Source organism: Streptomyces yatensis (genome assembly GCF_018069625.1).
Taxonomy (GTDB): Bacteria; Actinomycetota; Actinomycetes; order Streptomycetales; family Streptomycetaceae; genus Streptomyces; species Streptomyces yatensis.
This window is the reverse complement of the sequence record NZ_CP072941.1, coordinates 2,207,429-2,230,204: the sequence shown is the minus strand read 5'-3', so window position 1 is coordinate 2,230,204 and position 22,776 is coordinate 2,207,429. Positions and strand designations below refer to the sequence as shown.

At 74.5% G+C, this 22,776-nt stretch carries 21 protein-coding genes; 18 read left to right on the top strand and 3 right to left on the bottom strand.

The genetic code is table 11. From position 1 onward, the window contains the following. The first annotated feature begins 25 nt into the window (after positions 1–25). The 6 genes from J8403_RS08745 to J8403_RS08720 are packed head-to-tail and all read left to right on the top strand — an operon-like array spanning position 26 to position 7,043. Complete coding sequence (locus J8403_RS08745) at positions 26–1,141, top strand: radical SAM protein (protein WP_211122671.1); 1,116 nt, start codon at positions 26–28, stop codon at positions 1,139–1,141. Next, the gene (locus J8403_RS08740; RefSeq protein ID WP_211122670.1) at positions 1,134–3,221 is read left to right on the top strand and encodes an AMP-binding protein; all 2,088 of its coding nucleotides are present in this window, start codon (positions 1,134–1,136) and stop codon (positions 3,219–3,221) included. The genes J8403_RS08745 and J8403_RS08740 overlap by 8 nt, the downstream gene beginning before the upstream one ends. Next, on the top strand, positions 3,218–3,934 hold the full coding sequence (locus J8403_RS08735) for an SDR family NAD(P)-dependent oxidoreductase (protein ID WP_211122669.1): 717 nt from the start codon (positions 3,218–3,220) through the stop codon (positions 3,932–3,934). Before J8403_RS08740 ends, J8403_RS08735 begins: the two co-directional genes overlap by 4 nt. Positions 3,935–3,973: 39 nt before the next feature. After that, a complete protein-coding gene (locus J8403_RS08730) occupies positions 3,974–5,194 on the top strand; it encodes a DegT/DnrJ/EryC1/StrS family aminotransferase (RefSeq protein WP_246585764.1) in 1,221 nt (406 codons plus the stop codon). After that, positions 5,191–6,243, top strand: a complete 1,053-nt coding sequence (locus J8403_RS08725) for a Gfo/Idh/MocA family protein (RefSeq protein WP_211122668.1) — start codon at positions 5,191–5,193, stop codon at positions 6,241–6,243. The genes J8403_RS08730 and J8403_RS08725 overlap by 4 nt, the downstream gene beginning before the upstream one ends. Beyond that, entirely contained in the window at positions 6,240–7,043 is an 804-nt protein-coding gene (locus J8403_RS08720) for a glycosyltransferase family 2 protein (protein ID WP_211122667.1), read from the top strand. The genes J8403_RS08725 and J8403_RS08720 overlap by 4 nt, the downstream gene beginning before the upstream one ends. On the opposite strand, the gene J8403_RS08715 is transcribed toward J8403_RS08720, so the two are convergent. The 3 genes from J8403_RS08715 to J8403_RS08705 are packed head-to-tail and all read right to left on the bottom strand — an operon-like array spanning position 7,019 to position 8,785. After that, entirely contained in the window at positions 7,019–7,681 is a 663-nt protein-coding gene (locus J8403_RS08715; protein ID WP_211122666.1) for a PIG-L family deacetylase, read from the bottom strand. The two genes, J8403_RS08720 and J8403_RS08715, sit on opposite strands and share 25 nt — an antisense overlap. Beyond that, complete coding sequence (locus J8403_RS08710) at positions 7,681–8,109, bottom strand: type II 3-dehydroquinate dehydratase (protein WP_211122665.1); 429 nt, start codon at positions 8,107–8,109, stop codon at positions 7,681–7,683. The genes J8403_RS08715 and J8403_RS08710 overlap by 1 nt, the downstream gene beginning before the upstream one ends. After that, positions 8,102–8,785, bottom strand: coding sequence for an HAD family hydrolase (locus J8403_RS08705; protein WP_211122664.1), 684 nt, complete (start codon positions 8,783–8,785; stop codon positions 8,102–8,104). Before J8403_RS08705 ends, J8403_RS08710 begins: the two co-directional genes overlap by 8 nt. Positions 8,786–8,892: 107 nt before the next feature. Here J8403_RS08705 and J8403_RS08700 point away from each other — a divergent pair, with 107 nt between their 5' ends. The 12 genes from J8403_RS08700 to J8403_RS08645 are packed head-to-tail and all read left to right on the top strand — an operon-like array spanning position 8,893 to position 22,772. Beyond that, complete coding sequence (locus tag J8403_RS08700) at positions 8,893–10,443, top strand: alkaline phosphatase family protein (RefSeq protein WP_211122663.1); 1,551 nt, start codon at positions 8,893–8,895, stop codon at positions 10,441–10,443. A 16-nt stretch (positions 10,444–10,459) separates the two neighbouring features. After that, a complete protein-coding gene (locus J8403_RS08695; protein WP_211122662.1) occupies positions 10,460–10,627 on the top strand; it encodes a hypothetical protein in 168 nt (55 codons plus the stop codon). After that, positions 10,627–10,893, top strand: coding sequence for an acyl carrier protein (locus J8403_RS08690; protein ID WP_137968377.1), 267 nt, complete (start codon positions 10,627–10,629; stop codon positions 10,891–10,893). The genes J8403_RS08695 and J8403_RS08690 overlap by 1 nt, the downstream gene beginning before the upstream one ends. Before the next feature lie 15 nt (positions 10,894–10,908). Further along, positions 10,909–13,185, top strand: a complete 2,277-nt coding sequence (locus tag J8403_RS08685; protein ID WP_211122661.1) for a beta-ketoacyl-[acyl-carrier-protein] synthase family protein — start codon at positions 10,909–10,911, stop codon at positions 13,183–13,185. Beyond that, positions 13,182–14,558: an alkaline phosphatase family protein gene (locus J8403_RS08680; protein WP_211122660.1), complete on the top strand. Its 1,377-nt coding sequence runs from the start codon at positions 13,182–13,184 to the stop codon at positions 14,556–14,558. Before J8403_RS08685 ends, J8403_RS08680 begins: the two co-directional genes overlap by 4 nt. After that, positions 14,555–15,196: a hypothetical protein gene (locus J8403_RS08675; protein ID WP_211122659.1), complete on the top strand. Its 642-nt coding sequence runs from the start codon at positions 14,555–14,557 to the stop codon at positions 15,194–15,196. Before J8403_RS08680 ends, J8403_RS08675 begins: the two co-directional genes overlap by 4 nt. Next, complete coding sequence (cysD, locus tag J8403_RS08670) at positions 15,171–15,977, top strand: sulfate adenylyltransferase subunit CysD (protein WP_211122658.1); 807 nt, start codon at positions 15,171–15,173, stop codon at positions 15,975–15,977. The genes J8403_RS08675 and cysD overlap by 26 nt, the downstream gene beginning before the upstream one ends. Positions 15,978–15,987: 10 nt before the next feature. Further along, positions 15,988–17,253, top strand: a complete 1,266-nt coding sequence (locus J8403_RS08665; protein ID WP_211122657.1) for a GTP-binding protein — start codon at positions 15,988–15,990, stop codon at positions 17,251–17,253. Continuing rightward, a complete protein-coding gene (locus J8403_RS08660) occupies positions 17,250–18,593 on the top strand; it encodes an alkaline phosphatase family protein (RefSeq protein WP_211122656.1) in 1,344 nt (447 codons plus the stop codon). The genes J8403_RS08665 and J8403_RS08660 overlap by 4 nt, the downstream gene beginning before the upstream one ends. Next, complete coding sequence (locus J8403_RS08655) at positions 18,587–20,416, top strand: B12-binding domain-containing radical SAM protein (RefSeq protein ID WP_211122655.1); 1,830 nt, start codon at positions 18,587–18,589, stop codon at positions 20,414–20,416. Before J8403_RS08660 ends, J8403_RS08655 begins: the two co-directional genes overlap by 7 nt. Next, positions 20,410–21,267: a DUF4346 domain-containing protein gene (locus J8403_RS08650; RefSeq protein WP_211122654.1), complete on the top strand. Its 858-nt coding sequence runs from the start codon at positions 20,410–20,412 to the stop codon at positions 21,265–21,267. Before J8403_RS08655 ends, J8403_RS08650 begins: the two co-directional genes overlap by 7 nt. Then, a complete protein-coding gene (locus J8403_RS08645; protein WP_211122653.1) occupies positions 21,264–22,772 on the top strand; it encodes an MDR family MFS transporter in 1,509 nt (502 codons plus the stop codon). Before J8403_RS08650 ends, J8403_RS08645 begins: the two co-directional genes overlap by 4 nt. Positions 22,773–22,776: the final 4 nt, after the last annotated feature.

Genomic DNA, 22,776 nt, shown 5'->3' with positions numbered 1-22,776 from the left:
GCGTCCGCTGCCGGAAGGACGCGCCGTGATCGACACACTCCTCGGAAACGACCTGGTCATCAATGAGGACTCGTGCAATCTCAGCTGCACGTACTGCCTCACCGGCCAGAGCAACCTCAAGCAGTCGCACCACGCACAGCTGATATTCGGGCCGCCGACCCGGGACCGCTACGCCGAGGGCAGCCTCCTCGGGCGCCGCCTCCCGCTCATCGCCGGGCGCATCGACGACACGTTCCGCGCGCCGATGCTCAAGGTCACCGGCGGGGAGATCTTCCTGGTCGCCGGGATCATGGACTATCTGCGCGAGCAGGCCGCCCAGCACGAGGTGCTGATCGTCCAGACCAATGGGGTGCTGGTCCGCGGGGAGCACCTCGAGGAACTGCGCGGCTGGAAGAACGTCGTGCTCCAGGTATCCCTGGACAGCCACCTGTTCGCCGGCAACTCGCACCGGGTGCAGACCGAATCCCTGCACGGCAAGGTGCTGCGCCGGATCGAGACGATCCTCGACAGCGGCCTGCCGGTGGAGATCTACGGCGTGCTGAACGACCGCAGCGCCCCCGAGGTGCCGGCGTTCGCCCGCTGGCTCGCGGACCGGGAGCGCCCGCCGACCTTCTTCCCGTTCCCGGTGCGGGGCCCCGACTCCGAGCGGTTCGCGATGCGGCCCGACCAGATCGTCCACATCGAGGAACTGGTCGACCGCTACGACGAGTTGGCCGCGGTGCTGCCGCCCCGCCCCTATTTCGACCGGCTCCTGTCGTTCCTGCGGGAGGGCGAGCGGACCTTCCGCTGCCATCTGCCGCGCCTGGTCATCTCGACCTTCAGCGACGGCATGGTGACCCCGTGCCCGAACATCTGGTTCTCCAATATGGGCAATCTGCTGGAGGACGACCACGCCGAGTCGTTGCGGCGGGTCGGCGAGACCGGCCTGTACACCGCGCTGCTGGCCGAGCGGCCCCGGCTCAACGCGTGCAAGGGCTGCTTCACGCCCTGGGACACCCTGTCGATGTACTTCGAGGACGAGATCACCCTCGATGAGCTGTGCCAGGCCCCCACCTACGCCCCGCCGGTGATCCGGGAGTTGATCGCCGAGCGCAAGCGCCTCTACAAGGAGGGGCGCGACGGGGTGAGCTGCGGTGGCTGACCTGGCGATCAGCGCGGGCGGCCTCGACGGTCTCGACGGGCTCGACGGTGTTGAGCCCGCGACGACCGTCGCGCTCGCCGGGGCCAACGGCGGCCCCTGGCTCGCGGCCTACCGGACGCTGATCGACGCCGGGGCCGTGGTGCTGCTGCTCGACCGTGACGCGCCGCCCGCCGAGCACCGCAGACTCCTGGACGCGGCCGGGGGCGGACGCCTCGTCGTCGTGGACGGCGACCGCGTCACGGTCACCGGCGACCCCGCGTCCTCGGGCCATCCGCCGGGCACCGTACTGCTGCCCAGCTCGGGAACCACCGGCGCGCCCAAGCTCGTCGCGCGGTCGACGGACTCCCTGCGCGCCGAGGGGCGCCGGCATGCGCGGTACGCGCGCCTGGGCGCCGATGACACGTTGCTGATACCGCTGCATCTGTGGCACGCCTACGCGCTCGGCTGGGCGCACGCCGCGTTCGAGGCCGAGTGCGCGATCGCCGCGGTCCCGCCCCATGCGCTCGGCCGCTGCGCGGAGCACATCGCCGCCGGGGCCACCGTGCTCGCGCTCGTCCCGACCGTCGCGCGGCTGCTCGCGCAGCGCACCGGCAAAGCGGTGCCGGACAACGCGCTGCGCATGGCCATGGTCGGCGCGGGGCCGGTCGACGCGGCGCTGGAGGAGCGGTTCACCGCAGCGTTCGGCATCGGCCTGGCGCGCAACTACGGCTCCACCGAGACCGGGGCGCTGTTCAGTGGCGCGCCCGGCAGCCCGCCCGGCTGCGTCGGATTCCCGCTGGACGGCGTGGAGTTCCGCGTGGCCGGCCCGGACGGCGCCGATATGCGGCCCGGCGCCCAGGGCGAGTTGCTGGTGCGGGTGGACGGCGAGGCGTGGCACCCCATGGGCGACCTGGCCGCCTACGACCCCGCCGCGGGGCTGCGGCTGCTGGGGCGCCGCACACGTGCCATCCGGCGCGGGGACCGGTGGATCGCGCCGGAGGAGATCGAGGCCGCGCTGTGCCGCCACCCCGACATCGCCGACGCCCGCGTCTACCCCGTGCGGCACGGCACCTCGGTCGCGCTCCAGGCCGAGGTGGTGCATGTGCGCGGACCGGGCGCGGACGTCTCCGGACTCGGCGAGCACGCGAAGGCGCTGCTCGGCCCGCAGAAGGTCCCCGACCGCGTCCGGTGCGTCGGCGAGGTGCCGCGCGGCCGGGTCGGCAAACCCCTTCCGCCGCGTGCGCTCGCCCTGGCGGGCCGGGACGCCCTGGTCGCCGCCGCCACCGCCTACAAGCGCAGTGAACTGCTCTTCACGCTGGTGGACCTCGGCATCGTCGAGGCGCTCGGCGAAGGAGCGAGGACCGTGCCGGAACTGGCGGTGCGGCTGGGCCTGGACGAGGCCGCCTGCGCCGAGTTGCTGCGCGCCGCCGAGGACGCCGGGCTGCTGCGCCCCGAGGACCCCGTCCCCACCACCGGCGAGGGGACCGGCGGCGTGGATACGGCGCTGGTCGCGCTGGAGGCGGAGCTGTCGCGGTCGTGGGTGACCCGCGAGGCCCTGGCGGAGGTCGTCCGGTCCGGGGCCGCGCGGCGCCCGTTCGACCGCGAGGGGCCCTCCGAGCGGCTGCGCGAGGTCTACGAGACGGCCCTGCACGGGGAGGCGGCCCACCGCCGCGCCCGCAGCGGCCTGGCGCTGGCCCGCTTCACCGCCGGTCACCGCCTCCTGGAGGTATCCGCCGGGCCCGGTGTCTACCACCGGGTCGCCGGCGAGGGCACCTACGCCGGGCGCGGGCCGCTCCCCGACGGCGTCTTCGACCTGGTGGTGCTCGCCAACGCGATCCACGGCCCGGCGGCCGACCTGCGCGCCGTCGCCGAGCGGCTGGCCCCCGGCGGGCGGCTGCTGGTGGACGACGTGTTCCTGGACGCGCCCGAGGGCGTTCCGCCGGAGACCCGGCTGGACTGGCTCACCCACGGCGGTACCGCCTGGCCCACCGAGGCGGCGGCGACCGCGGGGCTGGCCGCCGCCGGGCTGACCGTCCGCCGGACCCTGCACCTGGGCCGCCCCGCCTGCACGCTGCTGCTCGCCGCCCGGGAGCGGCCGTGAGCGGTCCGCGCGTGGCGCTGGTGACCGGCGCGAGCGGCCTGCTCGGTGCCGCGATCTGCCACACCCTGGCCGACGCGGGCATGACCGTCCTGCCCGTGTGCCACCAGGGCCTGGAACGGGCGGCCGAACTCGCCGCGAAGATCGGCGCGCTCGAACCCGTCCGGGCCGACCTGACCGACCCGGCCGCCGCGATGGACCGGATCAGGGAGCGCGGCGTCGCGCCCGGCGTCCTGGTGTGCGCCCACGGCAGGACACTGCGCCGCAGTGTCCTGACCCCCGGCGACGACGACGGCCTGTGGGACCTCAACGTCCACTCGGTCACCCGGCTGGCCGGGCTCCTCGGCAAGGGGATGCTGCGCCAGCGGGGCGGCCGGATCGTACTGGTCGGATCCCGCGCCGGAAGCGTCGGGATGCCCGGCCAGGCCGAGTACGCGGCCACCAAGGCCGCGCTGTCGGCGTGGGCGGCGTCGGCCGCCTGGGACTTCGGCCGCTTCGGCGTCACCGTCAACGTCGTGGCGCCCGGCGCCGTCCGGCCCCGCCCCGGCTCCTCGCTCTACACGGAGGAGGAGAACCGGGCCGTCACCGAGCGCATCGCACTGCGCCGCCTCGCCACGCCGGAGGAGGTCGCCGACGCGGTGGCCTTCCTGGCCGGGCCGCGCTCCGGCTACATCACCGGGCAGACGCTGCTGGTGGACGGGGGCGCGCGATGGTGACGCCCGGCGCCGGCACTCCTGTGACGAAAGGACTCTGACGTGACCCTCGACCCGACAGCCGCGCCCCCGGCACCCGTCCGCCGGATCGACCCCGACGACCTGCCGCCGTGGCCCCAGCACGACCACACGGAGCGCGCGGCGCTGGACCGTGTCCTGGCGCAGGGTCAGTGGTGGCGGGCGGCGGGCACCGAGAACGAGGACTTCGAGCGCGAGTTCGCCGCGTACAACGGCGCGCCGCACGCGCTCGCGGTGACCAACGGCACCGCCGCGCTCGAACTGGCCCTGCGCCTGCACGGCATCGGGCCCGGCGACGAGGTCGTGTTGCCCGCGTTCACCTTCATCAGCACCTCGCTGGCCGTGCAGAACGTCGGCGCCATCCCCGTCCCGGCGGACGTGGACCCCGACACCTACTGCCTGACACCCGAAGCCGTCCGCACCGCGCTGACCCCCGCGACCCGCGCGGTCATCCCCGTCCATATGGCCGGCCACCTCGCCGATATGCACGGGCTGGGAGACCTCGCGGCCGACCACGGCCTCGCGCTCATCCAGGACGCCGCGCACGCCCAGGGCGGGGTGTGGGACGGGACGCCGGTCGGCGCGTTCCCCACGGTCGCCTGCTACAGCTTCCAGAACGGCAAGCTGATGACCGCGGGGGAGGGCGGGGCGCTGACCCTGCCCGACGAGAAGACGTACGAGCAGGCGTACTTGATGCACACCTGCGGGCGGCCGCGCGGCGACACCACCTACCAGCACGAGACGGGCGGCTCCAACTACCGCGTCAGCGAGTTCACGGCGGCGATCCTGCGCGCCCAGCTCGCCCGCCTGGCCGGGCAGACGCGGATCCGGGAGCGGCGCGCCGCCCTGCTCGACGCGCTGCTGGCGGAGGTGCCCGGACTGCGCCTGCAGGCCCGCGACCCGCGGATGGACGTCAACCCGCACTACATGTACCTGGTGGCCCTCGACCCGTCGGCCGGCCGGGCGGCGCGCGACGCGCTGGTGGCGGGGCTGACGGCGGCGGGCGTCCCGGCGTGCGTCAACTTCCCGCCCGTCTACCGCACCGGGTCCTTCCGGGCGGGCCCGGTGCCCACGACCCCCGTACCGGAGCTGGCCGAGCGGTGCGCGGTGGCGGAGGACCTGGGCGCCCACGGCCTGTGGATCCACCACCGGGTGCTGCTGGCCGAACCACACGTGGTGGAGCGCGTGGCCACCGTGGTCGCCGCACTGGCCGCGCGGGCCGGCGACGCCGTGGTGACGCGGTGACCGCTGCGCTGCGGGTGGGCCTGCTCGGCTACGGCTGGGTCAACCGGACGGTCTGGCTGCCGCGGATCCACCGCCATCCGCGCCTGGAACTTGCGGCCGTCCACGACCCGGAGGCCGCCGGTGTCCCGGCGGCCACGTCCTGGACCGGTTTTCTGGAGGCCCGTCCCGACGTGGTCGTGATCGGCACCCCCAACCACACCCACGCCGCGCTGGCCTGCGCCGTGCTGGAGCGCGGCATACCCGTGGTGGTGGAGAAGCCGCTGTGCCTGAGCCGCGCGGAGTTCGACACGCTGGCCGGGCGGGCGCGCGGAGTCGGACTGCTGGTCAGCCGGGCCGCCGTGCGCCGCGAGGACGTACGGCGGCTGGCCGGTGCCCTGCCGCCGGGGCCGCTGACCGTACGGGCGAGCTGGCTGCGCGCGGGCGGGGTGCCGCGCCCCGGCTCGTGGTTCACCGGCCGCGCCACGGCGGGCGGTGGAGCGCTGCTCGACCTCGGCTGGCATCTGGCCGATGTGGCGCTCGGGCTGCTGGGCCGGCCCCGGCTCGCCACGGTGGCGGCCGAACTGCGCACGCCGGGCGGCGGGCACGCCGGTGGGCACACCCCCGGGCGCGCCGTCTGGCGCGGTGACGCGGCGGGCACGGGTCCGGTGGACGTCGAGGTGGACGGCACGGTGCGCGCCGAGTTCGAGGGCGGGGCGCGGCTGGTGCTGCGGGCGGCCTGGGAGAGCGAAGTGGCCACCGACCGCACGCGGTTCGTCGTCGAGGGCGGCGGTGAGTGCCGGGTGCTGACCGGGGCGTTCGGGTTCAGCCCGAACCGGGTGGCCGAGCCGGCGCTGACCGCCTGGGGCCCCGACTCCTACCGCCGCGTCACCGTGCCGGACCCGGTCGGGCGGGAGTACGACGCGCAGGTGGAGGCCATCGCCGACTTCGCCTCCGGGAGGCTGGACTGGCAGGCGGAGCTGGCCGAGTCCGCCGCCGTGGTGGACCTGCTGGAGGCCGCCTACCGGGCGTCGGGCCGCCCGCTGGCCCTGCCGGAGAGCACGGCCGTATGAGCGGGCTGAGCGTCGTCATCCCGACGAAGGACAAGCCGGAGTCGCTGCGCGCCACGCTGGCGTGTCTGCTGGCCGATCGGCCGCCCTCGGCGGAGATCGTCGTCGTCAGCGACGGGGAGGGGCCCGTGGCCGTTCCGGCGGACGCGCCGGTCCGCGTCGTCGAGGGCCCGCGCCGGGGCCGGGCCGCCGCCCGCAACACCGGTGCGCGCGCGGCCGGTGGCACCCGCCTGCTGTTCGTGGACGACGACATCCTCACCGGCCCCGGCTTTCTGTCCGCGCACGCCGCCCACGGCACCGGGCCCGGCTTCGTCCACGGTCCGCTGATGGAATTCCCCGTCGCCCGCCGCTGGCTGGCGGCCCACGGCCCCGACCCGGTCGCGGCGGCGGCCGTGCTGAACGGAGGCGAGCGGCTGGTCCGCAACAACCTGGAGGCCGCCGCGCTGGCCGTGGCCGCCGGGACGGCCCCGGCCCGGCTGGGCTGGCTGGCCTGTGTGGGCGCCAATCTGTCGCTGTCGCGGGCGGCGTTCGACCAGGCGGGCGGCTTCGACGAGGGCTTCGGCACCCGCTGGGGCTGCGAGGACCTGGAACTGGGGGTGCGGCTGCTGGCGGCGGGGCACCGGCCCACGGTGGACCGGGGCGCGCCCGGCGTCCACCTCACCCACGCCCGCCCCGACCGCTGGGAGCAGCACGACGTCACCCACCAGCGGTTCGCCTCGCTCCACGACACCGCCGACGTCCGCGCCCTGCCACTGCTGCTGACGGGGAGTCTGGCCGCCTACTTCGCGGCCGCCGGGTCCTGAGCGGCCGGCCGGTGCTCCCGCCACACCGCGGGGGTGCGGGCGTGCCCCGCCAGCGCCCGGCCGAACCGCAGCGGTCCGCCGAACATCTCCGTCACCTGGGACCGGTAGGCCAGAGCACCGCGCAGCCAGGCGGAGAAGTCGGCCCGGTGCTCGGTGACCTCCATGCCGGGACCGCCCGCCGGGGGCGGCCGATAGGGGAACTCGGCGTAGTACGCGACCTGGACGGCGGTCCCGGCCGCCGCGCGCTCGGCGGCCGCACGCGCGATGACATGGTCCACATGGGTCCGCCCGGCCAGCGGAAGCAGCAGCAGGTCGCCCTCGCGCAGATACGGGGCCAGCGCGGCCGCCACCGCCTCGGCCAGCTCCGCGTCGTCGGGGTGCACGGCGCGGCGGCGCGACAGCGGCCCCGGGTAACGGGCCCCGCGGTGCGCGGCGTCGGGGAAGCCGAGGCCGGCCGCCCGGACCGGCCAGGCGGCCAGCGCGGCGGCGTCCTCGGCGCGGCGGACGGCGGCCGCGGGACCGCCGTCGAAGACCGTGACCACGGTGAGAGTGCCGGGGCCCGCCGCCCACGCGCCGAACATCCCGCCGCAGGACCACACGGCGTCATCGGGATGCGGGCTCACCACGACGCGGCGCATCAGCCCTCGATCCTGGCCAGCAGCGCCAGCGCCGCGACCCGGTACCCATCGGCGCCCAGGCCCGCGATGACGCCCGAGGCCGGCGGCGAGAGCACCGAGTGGTGCCGGAACTCCTCGCGGGCCCACACATTCGACAGATGGACCTCGATCCACGGGGCGGGGAAGCTCTCCAGCGCGTCGCGCAGGCTCCACCCGGCCATCATCAGCGCACCCGGGTTGACGATGGCGCCCGCGCAGTCGCCGGCGGCGTGCACGGCGCGCACAAGCGCCCCCTCGCATTCGTCCTGCACGGCCCGCACGGTGTGGCCGGGGACGGCTTCGCGGACCATCTCCTCGATCCCGGCGAGCGTCGTGGTGCCGTAGATCTCCGGGCGGCGCCGGCCGAGTTGCGCCAGGTTCGGGCCGTTGAGCAGCAGCAGCTCAGCCATCGTGGGATCCCGGAGACGTCTCCCGCACGGGGGAGGGCAGGCCGAACACGGCGAGCAGGCCGAGGGCGGTCCCCGCGTAGTGGTCGGGGCCTTCGGCGCGCAGCGTCTCCGGGGCGGTCTGCCCCCAGCCCGCCGCGACCACGGTGGCGCCCGCGGCCCGGCCGGAGCGCATGTCCAGCACGCTGTCGCCGACGAAGAACGCCCGTGCCGTGTCAGGGGCGTCGGGCAGTGCGGCGAGCGCGGTCCGCACGATCTCCGGATCGGGCTTGGGCCGCGTCACCTGGTCGCTGCCGATCACGACGTCCAGGGCGTGGGCGATCCCGGCGGCGGTGAGCGCCTGCAGGGCGCGCTCGTAGGTCTTCCCGGTCGCGACGGCGGTCGGCACCCCGGCCGAGGCGAGCGAGGCCAGCACCACCGGGATGCCCGGGTGCGCGGTGACCAGCTCGATGTGGCGGGTGCTCTCGGCCGCGTAGACCGCCGCCAACTCGGAGGGCAGGCCGAGCGCTTCGAGGATCCGGGGCAGCGGCGCGCCCATATGGGCCAGGAACGTGGTGAACGGTGGATCGCCCGGCCGCCGGGCGGCCCGCCAGGTGGCGGCGAAGGCGCGGCGCATGTTCTCGGTGGTGTCGAGCAGGACGCCGTCCAGGTCGAAGACGACAGCGGAGGTAGCGCTCATGACCTCGATGATTGCGAGCGCGATGACCAAAGTCAATGAGGATGTTTGACTTTAGTTGTCAGGCTGCATACCGTGGCCCCACAAGCGGTGAGCAGGGGGGACCGACCATGCCGCATACCGCACCACCCAAGGCCGTCGTGCTCGGCATCGACGGGGGCAGCCTCGAGCTGATCGAGCCGCTGGTCGCCGAGGGCGCGCTGCCGGTGCTCGGGAAGCTGCTCGCCGACAGCGCACACGGCCCGACCACCACCACCTGGCCGGCGCACACCGCGCCCGGCTGGAGCACGTTCGTCACCGCGCGCCGCCCCGGCGGCCACGGCATCTACCAATTCTTCGACACCCAGGACCCGGTCTACGGGGACCGCCTGGTCGGGACCGGCGACTACGGCTGCGACACCGCCTGGGAGTGGTTCGCCCGGCAGGGCTGGAGCGTCGGGCTCGTCAATGTGCCGATGTCCCACCCGCCCCGCGAGGTCCCCGGCTACCAGCTCACCTGGCCGCTGGCGCGGACCCTGCGCTACAGCGAACCACCGGGCCTGCTGGGGGAGTTGGCCCGGGCGGGCGCGGGCTTCAAGGCCGACATCGCCGCGATGTTCCAAGGCGATCTGTCCTACGCGGAGGCCGCCGTCGAGCACGTCCGGGCGCGCGGCCGGACGATCCAGTATCTGCTGCGGGAGCGCCCGGTCGACGTCTTCATGGCGGTCATCACCGAGATCGACCGCATCTGCCACCACTACTGGCACTTCGCCGACGCCTGCCACGACCGCCACACCACCCCCGACCGCCAGGAGTGGGCCGACGCGATCCGCGCCACCCACATCGCGATCGACGAGGTGTTCGGCGAGATCCTCGACGCGGTGGGCGACGAGACGCCCGTACTGCTGCTGTCGGACCACGGGTTCGGGCCGGGCCGCTACAACGTCGCGGTCAACGCCGTCCTCGCCGAGGCCGGGCTGCTGGCCACCCGGCCCGCCGCCGCACCGCCCGCCGAGGGCGACGGCCTCGCCGACTGGTTCCGGGCCGAGGGACGCGAGGTGGACTTCACCCGCACCCGCGCCTATATGCCCACCCCCGGCTGCTACGCGGTCAACGTCAACCTCGCCGGCCGCCAGCGCGACGGCATGGTGACCGACCCGGGCCCCGTCCTGGCCGAGGCCGCCGAGCTGCTGCTGGGGCTGCGCGCCCCCGACACCGGCGCACCGGTCTTCGCCGCCGCGCTGCCGCGCGCCGACGCCTACCCGGGCCCGATGACCCACGCGGCCCCCGATCTGCTGCTCATCCCCGCCGACGAGGGCGTGCTGGCGAGCCCGGCGATCGGCGGTCCGCTGTGGCGGCCCAGCGAACAGACCGGCATGCACCGCTACCTGGGGATGTGGGCGCTGCGCGGGACGAGCCTCCCGCCCGGCCGCCGCACCGCGCCCGTCGCGCTCGCCGATCTGATGCCCACGCTGCTGGAGGAGACCGGCCTGACGTTCCCGGCCGCCGTCCACGGCCGCCCGCTGCAGTGGGATGGCCGGGACGGCGTTGACGGTGGACGGACCTTCCTCGCCCCCGGGGAGACCGCCTCCGCGGTGGCGTCCGGGCGACCCGAGGAGACGGCGCGGCTGAGCGAAGAGGATCTGACCGCCAAGGCGCTGGGCGCCATGGGCTACCTGTGAGAAGGCGACCCATCCGGTGACAGCGACCCATCTGGTCACGACGACCAATCCGGCGACCGCGGCCACTGCGCGCAGGTCCATCAGCGACCAGGGCGCCCCGGAGGGCCGGACGGCCACTCCCACGAGCCACGACTGGCACAACATCCGGCCCTCCCGGGCCGCCCGACAACGTACGGAGGCCTGATGAACGACACCAAGGACCGTCTGCGCCGCGTGCTGGTGGAATCACTGCGGCTGGATCTCGCCCCCGAGGCGGTGCCCGACACGGGCCTGCGCGAAGCGGTCGGCATCGACTCGGTGATGGGGCTGGAGTTCCTCATCTGGGTGGAGAACGAGTTCGGCATACAGATCCAGGACGAGGACCTCAGCGTCGAGCTGGTCGACTCGCTCGACACGCTCGCCGCCTATGTGGACGAGCGCGCGGCGCGGACCGCCGCCGCCCGGGATTGACGGGGGGCGACGAGCGTGAGCTTCCCGGTGGTCATCACGGGCATGGGCGCGGTCACCGTATTCGGCGACGGCTGCACCGCGCTGTTCGAGGCGCTGCGCGAGGGCGAGTCGGGCCTGCACGAGCTGCGCGGCATCGCGGTCGCGCGCGGCAAGAACCGCTCGGCCCAGATCGAGGACCCACGCCGGACTGGCCCCTGGCGGCTGTCGGACATGGCCGTGGACGCCGCCCGTGAGGCGCTCGCGCAGGCGGGCGGGCCCGCACCGGGCGTCACCGGCCTGTACGTGGGCACGACCGGCGGTGACAACCGGGCGCTGGAGGACCGCTGGGACGACTTCCTGGCCGCCCGCCGGGCGCTGTCCGCCGGGGCCGACCCGCAGGTGGACGACGAGCTGGCCGAGGCGATGGTGCGGTTCCCGATCGGGGTGCTCGCCGATGTGCTGGCCCACCGGCTCGGCATCGAGGGGCCCCGGTACGCGGTGACGAACGCCTGCGCGTCCGGCACCACCGCGACCGCGATGGCCCTGCTGGCGCTGCGTCAGGGCACCGTGGACCGGGCCGTGGTGGTCGGCGCCGACCATCTCAAGGCCACCTCCTACTGGGGGGCGGAGCGCGCCGGATTCGTCGGGCACGACCTGCGCCCCTTCCACGCCGACCGGGACGGCAGCGTCCTCGGGGACGGGGCCGGGGCGCTGATCCTGGAGCGCGCCGCCGACGTCGCCGCGCGCGGCGGCACACCGCTGGCCGGGCTCGCGGGCTGGGCCATCACCTGCGACGACAACCCGCACGCGATCATCCCGCCGGAGGACGGCGCGTCCAACGCCGAGGCGATCCGGCTGGCCCTGGCCGACGCCGGGCTCTCGCCGGAGGACATCGACTACTTCAACGCGCACGGCACCGGGACCCCGTTGATCGACCGGCTGGAGACGGCCTCGGCGAAGCTGGTCTTCGGCGACCGGGCGGGCCAGGTCGCGATCAGCAGCACCAAGTCGATCGTGGGGCATCTGGCCGCCGCGTCCCCGATCATCGAGGCGATCGCGACCGTGTACTGCCTCACCGAGCAGTGGGTCCACCCCACGGCCAAGCTCGACCGCATCGACCCCGCGCTCACCTTGGACTACGTCCCGCTGCGCGGCCGCCCGCAGCGGATCCGCGCGGCGGTGTCCAACTCGCTGGGCGGCGGCGGCACCAACGCCGTCCTGGCGTTCCGCCCGGGGGACTCCGTCCCCGCCGCGCGGGGCGACTTCGAGCCCGTCCCCGACGTGGTGGTGACCGGGACCGGCGCGGTGAGCAGGCTCGGCGACGGCCCTAACGCCCTGGAGGCCGCCTACGGTCCCAACGCCGCACCCGAGCGGACCCGGCCCTACTCCGTGCTGGACCACATCGACGCGGCGGCGGGCTACCAGTACCTCAGCCGCTCGGCACAGCTCGGGTTCGGCGCGGCGGCGCAGGCGATGGCCGACGCCGGCCTGCCCGTACCCCTGCCCGCCGACGGGCCGCTGGCCGGCCGCCGGGTGGCGGTGGTCATGGGCACGGCCGTCGGGGGCTTGAGCGCGATGGCCGAGACACTGTGCCCGCACCTGTCCGCCGATCCGACGCGGATCACCCCGTCGATGTCGCTGGACCACGGGCCGCAGCTCGCCGCGACCCTGGTGTGCCGGGCCGCCGGTGTCACCGGCCCGATGGTCACCCTGATCAGCGGACCGGCGGCCGGTCTGCAGGCGGTGGAGGTCGGCCGGGCGCTGCTGGCGGCCGGGGCCTGCGACATCGTGATCGCGGGCGGTGGCGACGCGGGCGACGCCCCGACCCGCGACGCGGCCCGGCTGCTGGCGGACCGTCAGGGCCGGGCCGTGGAGGAGCCGGCGGACAGCGCGGCATGCGTGGTGCTGGAGCGCGCCGACGGCGCGCGGGAGCGCGGCGCGCCGGTGCGCGCGGTCGTCACCGGCTGCGCGAGCTGGTCGGAGCCCCAGGCACCGGGCCGGACCGACGCGGCGGCGGCCGCGCTGACCCGCTGTCTGACGGCGGTCGGCGCGGACGGCGCCGACCGGCCGCACCTCTCGTACCACGTGGGCAAGGGCAATCTGTCCGACACCGGCGAGGTCAAGCTGCTCGCCTCCGGCTTCCGGCCCGAGGCGCTCGGCGGCGCGCTGGCCGCCGGGCCGCTGCTGGCCCTCGTCGCGGCGGTCGCGCGGGTCGCCGTCGAGCCCGGCGCGGCCGCGATCGTGTCCACCGTCGCGCCGGGCGGCTCCGCCGCCGCGCTGCGGCTGGCCGGCCCGGACGGGGGGCGCGGATGAGCGCCCGGGCACGGGCCGTCGTCCTGATCACCGAGGGGGCGTGCCCGGAGCTGATCGACCGGTGGGGCCCGGAGCGGCTGCCGCATCTCCACCGGCTGCGCGCACTGGGCGCGAGCGGGCCGCTGCGGTCGGACTTCGTCCCCTACGAGGCACCGGGGCTGTTCAGCGCGTTCACCGGATTCGCGCCCGATGAGCACGGCTGCTTCTCCTACTGGGACGTGCACGCCCCCGACTACCGGCCGGCCGTGCTCGACGGCTCCGCCGCCCGCCGCCCGTTCCTGTGGCGGCGGCCGGAGCTGACGGGCCGCCGGGTCGGGCTGGTGAACCTGTTCGGCACCCATCCGGTGGAGCCGGTCGACGGGTACTGCCTCAGCTATCCGATGCGCGCCACCGTGCAGGCCTGCCATCCGCGGAATCTGCCGGTGCTGCTGGCCCGCGAGGGTGTGCGGCCGGTGCACGACGTCACCGTCTGGTTCACCGGCGGCCCCAAGGACCCGTTCGTCTCCGGTGTGCTGAACGCCGACCGGCAGCGCGCCGACGCGGCCCTGGCGATGCTGGACGGCCGGGTCGGTGACCGCCCCGACCTGACCGTCCTCAACCTCACCGCCATCGACCGGCTCTCGCACGTCTACTGGCAGGAGACCGAGCCGGGCAGCCCGGTCCCCGAGGCCGACCAGGCGGTGCTGCGCGCCTACCGGCTGGCCGACCGGGTGCTCGGCCAGCTGCTGGAGCGGCTCGACGACCACACCAGCCTGCTGGCGTTCTCCGAGATCGGGTTCGGGCCCCTGCGCTCCTACCGGTCGGTCAACGACGTACTGGCGGCGGCCGGGCTGCTCACCCTCGGCCCGGACGGCACGCCCGACTGGTCGCGGACGACCGCGTTCGAGGCGGTGCAGGGCGCGCAGGGCGTCAACCTCAACCTCGCGGGCCGCTACCGGGACGGCACCGTCCGCCCCGCGGACCGCGCCCGGGTGCTGGCCGATGTCGCCGCCGTCCTGGAGGAGCACATCAACCCGGCCACCGGCACCCGGTTCCTCACCCGCGCCATCCCGCGCGAGGAACTGCACGGCGGCCCGGCCGCCGACGCCGCGCCCGACCTCGTCCTCGACCCGGCCGACTGGCGGTATCTGCCGCTGGGCGACCCGTTCTGGTCCGGCCGCACCAACCGGATGCTGCAGAGCGGCTGGCACCGGCGCGACTCCTACTGGGCCGGGGCGGGCGCCGCGTTCACCGCCGGGCGCGGCGGCCCGGCCCGGCCGCTGGACATCGCGCCGACGCTGCTGACGATGCTCGGCCTGGACCCCGCCGCCGACCTGCCCGGTACGGCACTGACCGCCCCCGCGCTCCGCCCGGCCCCGGCGGGTGCCTCATGACCGGCACCCTCCTGCCCCTGGCGGTGACGCTCGACGCGGACGGCGGTGCGTGCGTCGCGGGCCTCGATCTGGACGGCCGCTGGATCCGCCCCGAGCCCGTCACCGCCGAGCAGGTGGGCCCCGAGGGTCCCTACGCGTTCTTCCACCCCGTCCGGATCGGCCTCGGCCCGAGCACCGAGCCGGACGCCCGCCCCGAGGACCGCGCCGTCATCGCGCCGCCCCGGCCCGCCGGCCCGGCCCTCGACCCCGCGATGCGCGAGCGGCTGCTGAAGGACACCGCCGACGCGACCGTGGACAAGGCGTTCGCGGGCGAGCGCAGCGCCGGTCTGGTGCCGGCCGACGTCCGCCGGGTCTACGGGCGGCGCGCCACCGGGGGCCGCTCCTTCCTGCGGCTGGAGTTCACCGACGCCTCCGGTGCGCAGCACGACTGGATCGTGCGCGACGCCCGGCTGGTCCGCGCCTTCCCGGCGCCGCTGGAGGGGCCGCTGCCCGACCTGGCGGGGTCCTGCTTTCTGTCCATCGGCCTGACCAAGCCGAACGGCCGGTTCCCCGGGCGGTTCCGGGGCTGTCATCCCCTCGTGGTGGGGGTTCTTTCCGAAAGGGGTGACGTGAGTGCCTTCGGCGCTGCGCGACCTTGAGAACGACACGGTGCAGGTGCTGCGCGAGGTGCGCGGCAGGTTCACCAACCCGGCCCTGCTGTGGTCGATGGGCAAGGACTCGACCACGCTCCTGTGGCTGGTCCGCAAGGCGTTCTTCGGGGACGTGCCCTTCCCCGTCATCCACATCGACACCTCCTACAAGTTCCGGCAGATGTATGAGTTCCGCGACCGCTGGTCCCGGGAGTGGGGCCTGGACCTGCGGGTGCATCGCAACGAGAAGGCGCTGGCCGCGGGGATGGGCCCGACCGCCGCGACCAAGCTGGAATGCTGCACGGCCCTGAAGACCAACGCCCTCCAGGAGGCCCTGGAGACCGGCGGACACGACGCCGTGCTGCTCGGCATCCGCGGGGACGAGCACGGAGTGCGCGCCAAGGAGCGGGTCTTCAGCCCCAGGGACCGGTCCTTCGGCTGGGACTACCGCAACCAGCCGGCCGAATTCTGGGATCTGCGGCAGGCCGCGGTGGACGAGGGCGGACATATGCGCGTCCACCCGATGCTCTCCTGGCGGGAGATCGACATCTGGGAGTACGTGCGGCAGGAGGGCATCCCCGTCCCCGACCTGTACTTCGCGAACGACGGGAACCGCTACCGGTCGATCGGCTGCGAGTGCTGCTGCTCCCCGGTGCGCAGCGACGCCGGGACGGTCACCGACGTGGTCATCGAGGTCCGCCGCTCCCGCGAGGGCGAGCGCGCGGGCCGGGCGCAGGACAAGGAAGACGCGGCGGCGATGGAGAAGCTCCGCGCCCTCGGATACATGTGAGGCGGCATCAGTGACGACACCCGTACTGCCCGAGGGGGGACCGACCCCCGCAGCCACCGCCCGTGACGCCGACACCCTGCGCGTGGCGTTCGTGGGGGAGGTGGACCACGGCAAGTCCACCCTGCTCGGCCGGCTCCTGCTGGACACCGGCAGCGTTACCACCGACCGGCTGGACGTGCCCGTCGAGGACGGCGGGCTGGCGTTCCTGCTCGACGGGCTGACCGAGGAGCGCGCCGACCTGTTCACCCTCGACACCGCCAGCGCGGTCCTGGAGACCGGAAGCCGCCGGTATGTGCTGATCGACGTGCCCGGCCACGCCGAACTGCTCGTCAACATGGCGACCGGGGCGTCCCGCGCGGAGGCCGCCGTGATCGTGGTGGACTGCCGCGAGCGCGCCGCCGAGCAGACCCGGCGCCATATGCGGGTCCTGGCCATGATGGGCGTCACCGCCGTCGTCTGCGCCATCACCAAGATGGATCTGGCCGGCTGGGCGGAGGCGGAGTTCCACACCGCCGCCCGGCAGGTGGCCGCGCTCGCCGACGAGATCGGCCTGGCGCTGGTGGCCGCCGTCCCGGTCAGCGCGATGACCGGGGACAACGTCACCGCCCCCAGCACCCGGCTGCCCTGGTACACCGGCCGTCCCCTGCTCGACACCCTCGCCGACCTGACCCCCTGGGGCGACGGCGGCGCGCCGCTGCGGGTCGAGGCCCAGGACGTCGTCGAGGGCCGGGTGCTGGCCCGGGTGCTCAGCGGTGAACTGCGCGTCGGGGACCGTCTCGTCGCACCCGGCGAGGACGCCCGCACCGCCCTGCGCATCGAGCGCTTCGGCGAGCCGCCCCAGGAGTCGGCCGCCACGGGCGACAACATCGGGTTGGTGCTGTCCGGGCCGCCGTGTGCGCCGGGCACCCTGCTGGCACCCCCCGACCGGCGGCCGCTGCGCGGCGACCGGTGGCGGGTCCGGGTGCTGTGCACCGCCGAGGACGGGTTCGCCGAGGGCGCCCGGTGCACCCTGCGCCGGGCCGGCGCCGACCTGACCGGCCGCATCGCCCGGGTGGAGCGCCACTGGGACAGCGCCCGGCGCGCCCCGGACGCGACCGACCGGGGCCCGGTGCGGTTCAGCGAGGTCGCCGAGCTGACCGTGCTGCTCGACCGGCCCGCCGACGGCGACGACGTACGGGTGTGCGCGCCGCTGGGCCGGTTCATGCTCACCGACGGCTCCGTCCGCATCCTCGGCCTGGGCATCGTGGACCAGATCGCGGGGGAGGACCGGCGATGAGCGCGATGGTGATCGGGCTGGACGGCGTCCCGTACTGGCTGCTGCGCGACCTGGCCGACCAGGGTGTCATGCCGAAGACCGCGGGCCTGCTGCCGCAGGGGAGCCTGCGCGCGATGAGCGCGCCCGTCCCGGAGATCAGCTCCACGTCCTGGGCCGGCTTCCTCACCGGGACCGACCCCGGCACCCACGGCATCTACGGATTCGTGGACCTGCGGCCCGGCACCTACCGCACCTACTTCCCCAACTACGGCCATCTGAAGGCCCCGCCGCTGTGGGAGGCGGTCGACCGCGACGGCGGCCGCAGCGTGATCATGAACGTGCCGAGCACCTACCCCGCGCCGCCGCTGCGCGGCACGCTGGTGTCCGGGTTCGTGGCCCCCGACTTCGACCGGGCCGTGTACCCGCCCGAGCTGCGCGGGCCGTTGCGCGCCCTGGACTACCAGCTCGACGTCGAGGTGGGCGACGTGACGGCCGATCCGGACGGGTTCCTGGACCGGGCGGAGGCCGCCCTCGCCGCCCGCCGCGCCGGCTTCGCCCACGTCCTGTCCGGCGGCTGGGACCTGGCGGTGTGCGTGCTCACCGAAACCGACCGCGTCCACCACTTCCTGTGGAGCTCGCTCACCGACCCCGCCGCCCGGCTCCACGGCCGCATCCTCGACTTCTACCGAAGGGTCGACGAGGCCGTGGCGGAGCTGGCCGACCGTGCCGGGGACGGCGCGCTGTTCCTCGCCAGCGACCACGGCTTCGGCCCGGCGCACACACAGTTCTATCTGAACGCCTGGCTGCGGCGGGCCGGGTACCTCGCGCTGCCGCCCGGCGCCGAGTCCCTGGAGGAGATCGACGAGCGCACCCGGGCGTTCGCGCTCGACCCCGGCCGTATCTACCTCAACACCACCGACCGCTTCCCCCGCGGCGGACCGCCCACCGACCCCGGCGAGCTCACCGCGCGGCTGCTCGCCCTGCGGATCGCCGAGGACGGCCGGATCACCGAGGGCGGCGCCGGCACCCCCGTCGCCGCCGAGGTGCTCTCCGGGCCGGAGACCTACGCCGGCCCGTACGCGGACGACGCCCCCGACCTGGTCGTGATGCCCGCCCCCGGCGTACAGATCCGGGGCGCGTGGGCCACCGACCGGATCATCGGGGACGCCCCGCTGACCGGCACCCACACCCGCCCGGACGCCACCTTCTGGTGCCGGGGCGACCAGGGCACCGACCCCCTGCACATGCGAGACGTGGCGCCGACCGTCCTGGCCTCCCTGGGCATCGATCCGCCACCCGGAACCGAGGGCACCGACGTGCGGGTCATGCGGCCGCGGAACGAGGAGGACATCCGATGCTGACGTCCGGGAAAGAGCTGGGGCTCCAGCCCCGGGAGAAGCCGGGACACTTCGAGATAGCGCTCGACGCCAGGATCACCGACCCGGCCGCCTTCCGGGTGAGCTTCGTGATCCTGCTCGACGGCGACCTGGTGATGTCCCCCGAACACCTCGGCGTCGCCTATATGGCCGCGACGCTGCGCGCGGCGGGCTTCTCCTGCGAGATCCGCGAGGCCGAGCACGGCCACCACCAGGAGGTCGTGGACGCCATCGCCGCCTACGCCCCCGGCCTGGTGTGCTTCACGCTGATGAGCCTCAACGTGCCCAGCTGCGTGGAGTTCTGCGCTGCCCTGCGCAAGGAGATGCCCGAGGTGGTCATCGCCTGCGGCGGCCCCGCCGGGACGTTCACCGGCACCGATGTGCTGCGGGTCAACCCGCACGCCGACATCGTCGCGGTCGGCGAGGGCGAGCCCATCATCCTGGACCTCGCCCAGCGGCTCGCCCTCGGCGAGGACATCGCCGACTGCCCCGGCATCGGCTACCGGGATCAGGACGGCGGATACCGGCAGAACCCGGCCCGCCCGCTCGTCCACAACCTGGAGGTGCTGCCGTACCCGGTCCGCGATCAGCTCATCGCCCACGGCAACAAGCTCGAATACGTCCGGGTCAGCACCAGCCGCGGCTGCGTCGCCCGCTGCACCTTCTGCTCGGCCCCCAACCTCGGCAACCGCGTCCAGGCGGGCAAGGCATGGCGCGGGGTCGGCCCCGACTACGTCCTGGACGAGGTGGAGCAGCTCGTCCGCGACCACCGGTTCCGCACCTTCGACTTCATCGACTCCACCTTCGAGGACCCCGACGGCGGCCGGGTCGGCAAGAAACGGGTCCGCGCCATCGCCGAGGGCATCCTCGACCGCGGTCTCGACATCTACTACAACGTCTGCATGCGCGCCGAGAACTGGTCCGACTGCGCCGAGGACCACGACCTGCTCGACCTGCTCGTCCGCAGCGGCCTGGAGAAGGTCAACGTCGGCATCGAATCCGGCGTCCCCGAAGAGCTGCTGCTGTGGGAGAAGCGCGCCACCGTCGAGGACAACATCACCATCATCCGGCTGCTGCGCGAGCACGGCATCTATCTGGCCATGGGGTTCATTCCGTTCCACCCCTACGCCACGGTCGAGACCCTGACCCAGAACGCCGACTTCCTGCGCCGGCACGCCGGGCACAACCTGCGCCGGCTCACCGAGCGGCTGGAGGTCTACCCGGGCACGTCCATCGCCCGCAAACTGGCGGACGACGGCCTCCTCGGCCCCGCTTACGAGGACAATCTCGACCCCTACGACTACCGCCACAGCGATGAGCGCGTCGAGCGGCTCGCCGTCCACTTCGCCTCGCTCTACAACGACGAGGACTACCACAAGCGCGGCGTCATCACCGACCAGTCGGCGGTGTTCGAGTTCGAGACGTTCAACGTCGTCGTGCAGACCTTCGTCTCCCGGCTCTACCGCCGCTTCCACGCCCTTCCGGGGGCGATGGAGGTCCTGGAGGGGTTCAAGGACTTCCTGCACGAGACCCGCCAGGACATGGGGCGGCAGAACCACGAGTTCTTCATGGAGAACCTCGACGACGTCCTCACCGACCGCCTGGACCCCGCCAAGCGCCGCCGCCAACTGGAGCAGATCGAGACCCGCTTCCGCACCTGCATCGACCGCATCCGCGCCGAGCAGCTGCGCGTCGGGATGCGGCTGCACCGGTTCGGCGCGGACGTCACCGCCATCAGCTCCAGCCTCCCGCCGGTGACCCCCGGCGGCGCGCCCCGCTCGTACAACGGGGGTGCCCCCACGTGGTGAACCACCGGACCGCCGACGTCGCGGTCTGCACGCTGCGCACGCATACGCTGCCCGCGCGGCTGGCCGGCCATCCCCGGGTGGCGGTGGCGGCCCCGCTGGCCACCGCCAACCTGGGGATCGAGGAGCTCGTCAGAGGCGCCCTCGCCCGTCCGGCGGTCCGGCATCTGGTGGTCTGCGGGCACGACTCCCGGCTGTTCCACCCCGGCCAGAGCCTGCTGGCGCTGGCCGCGCACGGCACCGCCCCCGACGGCACCATCATCGGCGCGCTCGGCCACCGGGCCCATCTCCCCAATCTGCGGCCGCCCGTCGTCGCCGCCTTCCGCCGCCGGATCGCCGTCCACGACCTGCGCGGCCAGGACGACCCGGCCGCCGTGCTGGCCGCCGTCGACGCCCTGCCCCGCCACGCCGACGACGCGGGCGATGTGCGGGGTGGGGACGGTGTCCTGGGGGAGGAACTGGCGGCCAGCACGCCCCGGTTGGTGCCGCTGGCCGCGGTCGGCCGGATCCGCCCCATCGCCTCGGCCGGAGCCGGCTGCTTCGTCATCTCCCTCGACCGCCCGGCCGGCCGGATCGTGCTCCGGCACTACGGCGACGACCTGGCGAGCGGGCACGAACTGCGCGGCCGCAGCGCGACCGCCCTCACCCTCGCGGCGGTCGCCCACGGGCTCACCGACGACCCCGCCCACGCGGGCTACCTGGGCGGTGAACTGGCCAAGGCGGAGACCGCGCTGCGGCTGGGCCTCGCCTACGTCCAGGACCGCCCGCTCGACTCCCGGTCCGCCGATCCGGTCCCCTCCCTCCACGGGGCCGGCCCGGTGACCGCCGATCCCCCCAAGGGAGTAGCCCTGTGACCGCTGAAACGACGGCGCCCGCCCCGGCGGCGGCACCCCCGAGCCTCAGCCGTCGGCTGTGGGTCTTCGGCGGCATCCTGCTCGGGATGCTGCTGTCCACCCTGGACCAGTCCGTCGTCGCCGCGGCCCTGCCGAGCGTCGTGCACGACGTGGGCGGGCTCGAGCACTTCGCCTGGGTGTTCACCGGGTACGGGCTCACGCTCAGCATCACCACCATCGTCGGCGGCAAGCTCGGCGACCTGTTCGGCCACCGCCTGGTGTACCTCGGCGGCGTCGTGGTGTTCATCGCCGGGTCGATGCTGTGCGGACTGGCCGGGAACATGAGCCAGTTGATCGCCTTCCGGGTGATCCAGGGCATCGGCGGCGGCGCGCTGGTGGTCGCCTCCTTCTCGCTCATCGGCCAGCTCTTCGAGCCCGCCGAGCGCGCCAAGTACGCCGGGTACTCCACCAGCGTGTTCGCCGTCGCCAGCGTCGCGGGCCCGCTCGTCGGCGGCGCCGTCACCGACGCGATCGGCTGGCGCTGGGTGTTCTACGTCAATCTGCCGCTCGGCCTGGTCACCCTCGCCGTGGTGGCGTTCCTGCTCCCGACCGCCGCCACCCGCGGCCGACCGAAGATCGACTACCCGGGTGCCGCGCTGCTGGCCGCCCTGTCGGTCTGCGTGGCGCTGCTGGCGGGGCGCGTCGGCAGCCTGGACGCGGTGCTGTCCACGCGCGGTATCGCGCTGATCGCCGCGATCGTCGTGCTCATCCCGGCGTGGATCGTGGTCGAGCGGCGCGCGGCCGAACCGATGATCCCGCTCAGCCTGTTCGGCAACTCCACCTTCGTGCTGTCGAACACGATCACCATGCTGGCCGGGTTCGCGATCCTGGCCACCGTCAACTTCCTGCCGCTCTTCCTGCAGGCCGCCTCGGGCGCGTCGGCCGTCACCTCCGGTCTGCTGCTGATCCCGATGATGTTCGGCCTGCTCGTCGCCTCCACCCTGGTCGGCCGCCGGATCGCCGAGACCAGGAAATACCGCTGGTTCCCGGTGGCCAGCATGGCCGTCGCGGCGCTGGCGTCGTATCTGCTGTCCACCATGGACGCCGACACGCCCTGGCCGCTCGTGGTGGTCTACTCGGTGCTGCTCGGCGTCGGCTCCGGCCTGTCGATGCAGGTGTTCATGGTGGCCGTTCAGGGCTGCGCACCGCCCGCCCAGATCGGCGCCGTGACCGCCACGGTCACCTACGCGCGGCTGGTCGGGGCCTCGTTCGGGATCTCGGCGTTCGGCGCGGTGTTCTCGGCGCGGCTGGCCATCGAACTGCCCCGGCACGTGCCCGGCGACAGCGCCCGGTCCATGACCAATCTGACCGCCGACGCGCTCGACAAGCTCCCCGAGAACCTGCGGCAGGGCTTCACCGAGGCCTACGCCGACTCGCTGGGCACCGTCTTCTTCGTCGCGGTGCCCGTCCTGCTGCTCGCTCTCGTACTGTCGCTCGCGATGCGCGACCGCGCGTTGGGAGAGTGAGGAG